Raw genomic sequence first — 6,291 nt, 5'->3', positions numbered from 1 at the left:
GACCGCTCCGCCGTCGCCGACGCCTTCTCAACCGGCGTCGAGACAAGCCAGTTGGCGGGCGCCGCGGCCGTGTTCGTCGGCGGCGTGCTGGCCGCGCTGCTGCTGCGCCGCGCCGAGCGCGCCGACGCGGCGCCGCCGGAGCAGGAAGCGGAGGAGGGCGTACCGGTCGGCGGCTGAGCGCTGCCGGGCCCGCCCTCCCCGACCTGAGCGAATTCGGGGGAGCGGGCCGCCGGCTTTACGGGCGGGGCACCAGGCCGGGCTGTCCGGCCTGCACGCCCTTCACGTAGGCGTCGTACTCGGAGTCAGTGAGCGGGATGATGTGCTGCGTCAGGATGGAGTGCCGCAGCACGTACCCCAGCCCCGGCATTGTGCGACGAAAATCTACGCCGATGCCGGTGTGGAGCAGGACCTGGTCGAATTGTGCGGACTCTTGGTGAGCGAGGCCGTCACGAACGCCGTGAGACACGGTGCGGGCAAGGAGTTCACGGTAGTCGTCCTCCCGGACCTCTGGATCGAAGTCTGGGACGAGTCACCGGTGTTGCCGCGCCTGCGCGTAGTCGCTCTGGATTCGGAGGGCGGCCGGGGCATGCAACTCATGGAGATGTGCGCGCCTGGCTACCAGGTGCTGGAGACTGCGGCCGGCAAGGCCGTCCGCTTCCTGCCGAAGGGCTGGTGAACAGATCATGCCAGTCGCCTTCGCGATGCGCGCGGTGGGCGGGCACTCGGAGAGCAGCCAGGAGGTCAGCCCCGGAGATCAGGCCAACGCCTTCTCGATGGCCTCGAAGATGTCGGCATCCGTCTCCTGCTGCCATGAAGGAAGCTCGGGCCAGTCCGCCACGTAGCCGGGCTTCGGGTCCTTGAAGTGCTTGAACATCTGAGCCGTCCAGCACGTTGCGACGAAACGGCCCTTCTGCTCGCGGGACAGCCTTGACGCGTGGCCGCCGCTGATCTCGACGAACTGGCTGACCTGGATATAGACCGCTCCGGCGGCGTCTCGCTCCCACTGCGGGGTGTCCTCCCATGGCGTCACATAGCCGGCCTTGGGCTCACCGGGGAAGTGCTGCCGTACTCCGGTGATCCACGTCTCCCGGAACACGCGGGCACCCTCGATCTCCGACATGCTGACCCCTCTCGTCACGTCGTACGCAGCGCGCTGATCTCGGCACCCAGCTCGACGATTCGGCGATCACGGCTGAGGGGCTCGAACTCAGCTTGCAGGAAATGGAGTCTACGGGTGACGTATCCGGACGATGAAGCTCTGGCCAGTTCCAGGGCCTCGCCGGCATAGGACAGGACCTGTTCGCTGTCGCGTCGCCTGGCCCCGACGGCGGCAAGATCTGTGAGTACTGCTCCCCTGCGCCTGTAGGACTGCCCCTGTGCAAGTGCCTGCTGGCCCAGAGCCTTCATGAGGGTCTGTTCTGCGAGATCCAGGCGCCCAAGCTGTACGTACCGCGCTCCCCGCTCCTCCGCCAGCCGGGAACCGTCGAACCGAATCCAGCCGCCGTTTTGCCCGGACGGGGACAGGTCCAGTACCTTCTCCGCTTCGTCCATGGCGCGCTCACAACTGCTGAGGTCCTTCAACCCGGCGTATGCCTCCGCCTCCACGGCGGCCACCCAATAGCGGGTTGCCAATTGGGTGTCGCCACGACGCGCTACCCGTGATGCGGCCGCCAGAACATCCGCCGCGTCCTCGTATCGGTGGTCGTACAGGTCGATGTACGACTGGCGGACCAACGCGCATGCCCAAAGATCGAAGGCCCCTGCTCCATGGCTCGCCGACGCTGCCACGTTGTATGAGGCGGCGGCGTCGGAATAGTGGTTCCGGTCGAACGCAAGCTCCCCGGCAAGTTGGAAGAGGTCGCCTGCCGCGCCACTCAGCTCTGATACTTCAGCGCCTCGGCAGCCCTTCAACCGATCCTTCAACGTGGCGAGGTGATCGCGCACGACGGGTGCGACAGAACGCTTTGAGCGCGCTAGTTGGTATACCTGCCACAGGTGTCCATTTATGCGCAGGAAATCGGTGCTGGACCCACGCTGGGCCCCATCGACAAGCGCCGCTGTTTCGTCGTCGGGAAGAGCGAGCGCCGCGCCGGTCACGGCGATCAAACGTAGGAATTCACGTCGGATCATGTCGTCAAGGTCCCCTGAGTCGTCGTGGTCGCGTGGCGGCGCTCCTGCGGACTCCGAGGAAACGGCTTGCGGCTGGGGCAACAGGGCGTTGAGTTCGGCCAGATCCAGTTGCAGAAGCTCCGCCAGCTCCGGACGTAAGGGCGGCTGAGGCTCCGTCTCACCGCGCTCCCAACGGCCGACCGTGGTCCGGTCGACACCAAGGGCGTGGGCAAGACCTTCCTGACTGTAACCCAGGGCTTTCCTGTGTCCTGCAAGGCCCACAACGGCCCCTTCCCCACGTTGCTCCGCTGGTGTGCCGCGATGCATCGGATCTGCACCAAGAATGCCGTACTGATGCGGTGGTCTGCCTCAACTCCACGCGGTTGTCTGGATGTTGCGAGAGAAAATCCCGCTTCGCCCCCTTGGAGCCCTCCCGGATCGGTTCTCACGGAGCTTCGATACGCGAATCCAGGGGCTCATGGCTCCCTCCACGTGGACGGGGCGGAACCCTCGCCCGTCCGGCTGCCTGCATGAGGTCGGCAGCCTGACGGGTCATCACCATGGGTCTCCGGCCCATCGCAAGGCCCTGAACGATCACTACGAGTCAGAGGAGACTGCAATGGGATGGGGAACGGGCAAGGGCGACAGCGGCGGCGACGGGAAGCACTCGGGCAAGAAGGACCCGGGAACGAACAAACCGTCCTCGGACACCGAGAAGCCGAAGCCTGAGCCGAAGCACAAGGGGAAGTAGGCACTCGGAAATGACACGGATCGGAGCGGACGAGCGGGCTGCCATGCACAGCCTGCTCGGCTCGGTGAACGAAAGCCTCGGAGCCCCGATGGCCCCCGCCTGGGAAAGCGCCTACTGGTCTACCCCCCGGCATTCCTTCCTTCCCCAGACCGTTTGGGTGAGCGACGACTTGGCGGAGTGCTCCCGCGACCTGGCACCGGAAGCCTGGCTGAGCCACGCGTACGCGGATACCTCTGTGGTCACGCAGGTCAACGACGGCCAGGAGGCGGAACCCGAAGACCGCTGGGCCTCATGTTCGGCTTCGGCCCCCTCGATCGTCTTTCGCATGCTCGACATGCTGGACGTGGCGCCCGGCCACAAGGTGCTGGAGATCGGCACGGGGACAGGGTGGAACGCGGGGTTGCTCGCTCACCGCCTCGGGCCGGATCGGGTGACCACCGTCGAAGTGGACCCGGCTCTCTCCGCACAAGCCGCGATGCGTCTCAAGAGCATCGGGCTGGAGCCCCACGTCATCCTTGGGGACGGGCACTTCGGGTACGAGCCGGGCGGCCCTTACGAACGGGTGTTGGCCACGTGTTCGGTGCGCTCGATCCCCCCGGCTTGGATCGCCCAGACGAAACCGGGGGGCGTGATCCTGCTGCCGTGGGAGTCGCCGTGGTTCTGCTACGGGCTGCTGCGGCTCGTCGTGGACGGACACGGGACGGCCTCGGGGTTCTTCTCCCCACACTCCGCGTTCATGCTGATGCGCGGCCAGCGCACGGACCTGCGGATCTACCGTGATGTGGTCCGTGACGACCATGTGCCGGCCGAATCCTCGACCCTGCTTCCTCCCTGGGCGGTCTCCGGCGACGACTGGGTGGCACAGTTCGCGATCGGCCTCCAGCTCCGGGACGTGTGGCGGACCTGGCACGAGGACCCCGACGTGGAGGGCGTCACTTCCCGCCTGTGGCTGGCCACCACCGACGCCACTTCGTGGGCGGCCGTGGACTGGGACGGGCAGAACTCGGACCGGTTCACCGTGTGGGAGCACGGGCCCCGCCGTCTGTGGGAATCGGTCGAAGCCGCTTACCACTGGTGGCGCGACGCGGGCCACCCTGGGCCGGAGCGCTTCGGCCTCACGGCTGCCTCCGACGGCACCCATGTGCCGTGGCTCGACACCCCCGACAACCCTGTCCCTCGCCTGGGCTGACCACCTGCACACGCCACGCGATCATGTCCGCCATTCCGCCGGCGAAGGCGGGCGTCGGCGCAGGCGTCAACGGCACCTTGACCGAGTTCGGCAATGGTTCGGGCGTAGCCGTGCTGGGCGCGGTCCTCAACTCCCGCTGCGCGCCGAGCTCCCGCCGCCGGAGCAGGAAGCGGAGGAGGGCGTACCGGTCGGCGGCTGAGCGCTGCCGGGCCCGGCTGGACGGTGGCGGCGGGTGTCGCCGGGCCCGGACCGCGGGGGCGGCTCCGTCCGGTCCGGGCCTTAGCATCGGATACGTACCACCAGCGCATCGCAGAAGGAGAGCGCGCCATGGCGAGCGGCCGCACCCGCACCATCCGGGCCAGTGTGTGGCTGAACGAACGGCCCGCTCCCAAACGCCGGGCGGACCACTCCGGACCGGCCGGCGCCGCCGCCGAGCAGACCGCCGGGCTCGACCACGACCGGATCGTCGCGGCCACCGTCCGGCTGCTCGACGCCGAGGGTCTGACGAAGTTCTCGATGCGGCGGCTGGCGGCGGAGCTGGGCGTCACCGCCATGTCCGTCTACTGGTACGTCGACACCAAGGACGACCTCCTGGAGTACGCCGTCGACGCGGCCGCCGCCGAGCTGGAGGTGCCCGAGGAGGGCACGGACGCGGACTGGCGCGACCAACTGCGCCAGCTGGCCGAGACCAACCGCGCCATGCTGGTGAACCACCCATGGGTCTCCCGGCTGATCGGCGAGTACCTCAACATCGGCCCGCACGCGATGAAGTTCGCCACCGCCGCCCAGCGCGTCGCGGTCAACAGCGGGCTGCCGGTGGCAGAGGTCCCCGGGGCCCTGGCCCTCGTCTTCCAGTTCGTCTACGGCTACGGCACGATCGAGGGCCGCTTCGCCGCCCGCTGCCGCGAGGCGGGGCTCACCCAGGACGAGTACTTCCACGAGGTCATGGCCACCGTCAACGGGCGGCCGGAGTTCGCGGAGTCCAAGGAGCTGATGGACGCCCGCCCCAGCACCGACGTCGAGGCCATGCGCGCCCACGACTTCGAGGTGGCGCTGGACTGCGCCATCGCGGGCATCGAGGTGCTGCGCGACCGCGCGCTGAGGCGGAGCGGGCAGGACGCGGGGCGGTAGGACGGTTCATAGACGTCAGGAGGGGGCGTACGGACTTCCGTACGCCCCCTACCGCTACCGCCGGGTCTTACAGCCCCGGCAGCTCCGTCCCCTGCACCGCCTGGATGTCGAGCTCGACCCGCAGCGTGGTGCCGATCGCCGCGATGCCCGCCGCGACGACCTGGTTGTAGTTCATCGCGAAGTCCTCGCGGCGCAGCTCGGCGGTGGCGCGGAACGCGGCGCGGGTGCCGCCCCACGGGTCCGGGCCGGTGCCGAGGTAGGTCAGATCGAGGTCCACGGGCCGCACCACGCCGTGCAGGGCCAGTTCGCCGTGGACCGTCCAGCGGTCGGCGCCGGCGGGCTCCAGGCCCGTGGAGCGGTAGGTGATCTCCGGGTACGCCTCGACGTTCAGGAAGTCGGCGGACTTCAGGTGACCGTCCCGCATGGCGTTGCCGGTGTCGATGGAGTCGGCCCGTATGACGGCCTCCACGGCCGACTTGCCGGTGTCCTCGACACTCTCCGCGATCTCGATGCGCCCCGCGAACTCCGTGAACCGCCCCCGCACGCTGGAGATCCCCAGGTGCTGCGCGACCGCGCCCACCGAGGAGTGCATCGGGTCGATCGTCCACGCCCCGGGCGGCGGCAGCTCCACGCCGCCCAGCCGGGCGAGGACCACGGTGCCGACGTCGGCGCGCCCGGAGGCGGTGACGATGGCGGTCGAGGCGGCCGGGGCGTAGCCGACGGCGGTCGCGATGACCGTGTACGGGCCGGGCGGCAGCGGCTGGTCCGAGTGGACCGCGCCGTCGTCGTCGGCCTGGGCGCGCAGCACCTGCGCGCCCTGCATGTCGGTCATGGTGAGCACCGCGTGCTGCACCGCCCAGCCGTCGCGGGTGCGCACGCGCCCCCGCAGTCCTGCCCCAGTGGTGGTCATTGCCGTTCCCGCTCCCGATTTCTCGCTCGTCGTACGTGTGGGGACGTGTGGGGGGATGTGCTGTGGGCTCTCGCGGGGGTCGTGGGGCCCGCTGTACGTGGCCGCCTGCCGGGCGTACGTACGTAGTGGATGCCGGACCCCGGCGGCGGCGCGCAGGCCGTCCCCTGCCTGTAAGCCGGTCGCCGCCGGGGCCCCTGGGAC

At 69.2% G+C, this 6,291-nt stretch carries 8 protein-coding genes; 4 read left to right on the top strand and 4 right to left on the bottom strand.

The window, feature by feature from the left end; all coding sequences use genetic code 11:
• Nucleotides 1-235: 235 nt before the first annotated feature.
• Entirely contained in the window at nt 236-367 is a 132-nt protein-coding gene (locus ACFU99_RS29165; protein ID WP_384397678.1) for a hypothetical protein, read from the bottom strand.
• A gap of 30 nt (nt 368-397) precedes the next feature.
• Between ACFU99_RS29165 and ACFU99_RS29160 the strand changes: the two genes are divergently transcribed.
• The gene (locus ACFU99_RS29160) at nt 398-676 is read left to right on the top strand and encodes an ATP-binding protein (protein WP_384397677.1); all 279 of its coding nucleotides are present in this window, start codon (nt 398-400) and stop codon (nt 674-676) included.
• A gap of 78 nt (nt 677-754) precedes the next feature.
• Here ACFU99_RS29160 and ACFU99_RS29155 read toward each other — a convergent pair whose 3' ends face one another.
• Both ACFU99_RS29155 and ACFU99_RS29150 read right to left on the bottom strand, forming a co-directional pair.
• Nucleotides 755-1,120 carry a hypothetical protein gene (locus ACFU99_RS29155; protein ID WP_384397675.1) on the bottom strand — a complete coding sequence of 122 codons (366 nt, stop codon included), beginning with the start codon at nt 1,118-1,120 and terminating at the stop codon, nt 755-757.
• A gap of 14 nt (nt 1,121-1,134) precedes the next feature.
• Nucleotides 1,135-2,391 (bottom strand): helix-turn-helix transcriptional regulator, encoded by a 1,257-nt coding sequence (locus ACFU99_RS29150; protein WP_384397673.1) that lies wholly within the window; start codon nt 2,389-2,391, stop codon nt 1,135-1,137.
• A gap of 337 nt (nt 2,392-2,728) precedes the next feature.
• On the opposite strand from ACFU99_RS29150, the gene ACFU99_RS29145 reads away from it, so the two are divergent.
• The 3 genes from ACFU99_RS29145 (at nt 2,729) to ACFU99_RS29135 (ending at nt 5,180) form a co-directional block, all read left to right on the top strand.
• The gene (locus ACFU99_RS29145; RefSeq protein WP_384397671.1) at nt 2,729-2,860 is read left to right on the top strand and encodes a hypothetical protein; all 132 of its coding nucleotides are present in this window, start codon (nt 2,729-2,731) and stop codon (nt 2,858-2,860) included.
• A 157-nt stretch (nt 2,861-3,017) separates the two neighbouring features.
• Nucleotides 3,018-4,049, top strand: coding sequence for a methyltransferase domain-containing protein (locus tag ACFU99_RS29140; RefSeq protein ID WP_384397669.1), 1,032 nt, complete (start codon nt 3,018-3,020; stop codon nt 4,047-4,049).
• Between the two features lie 327 nt (nt 4,050-4,376).
• Nucleotides 4,377-5,180, top strand: coding sequence for a TetR/AcrR family transcriptional regulator (locus ACFU99_RS29135; RefSeq protein ID WP_384397667.1), 804 nt, complete (start codon nt 4,377-4,379; stop codon nt 5,178-5,180).
• A 67-nt stretch (nt 5,181-5,247) separates the two neighbouring features.
• Here ACFU99_RS29135 and ACFU99_RS29130 read toward each other — a convergent pair whose 3' ends face one another.
• Nucleotides 5,248-6,090 carry a YceI family protein gene (locus tag ACFU99_RS29130; RefSeq protein WP_384397665.1) on the bottom strand — a complete coding sequence of 281 codons (843 nt, stop codon included), beginning with the start codon at nt 6,088-6,090 and terminating at the stop codon, nt 5,248-5,250.
• Nucleotides 6,091-6,291: the final 201 nt, after the last annotated feature.

This window comes from Streptomyces sp. NPDC057654, from assembly GCF_042800135.1.
Classification (GTDB): domain Bacteria; phylum Actinomycetota; class Actinomycetes; order Streptomycetales; family Streptomycetaceae; genus Streptomyces.
Note: the sequence above shows the minus strand (reverse complement) of the source record. Positions and strands in the feature narration are given on the sequence as shown.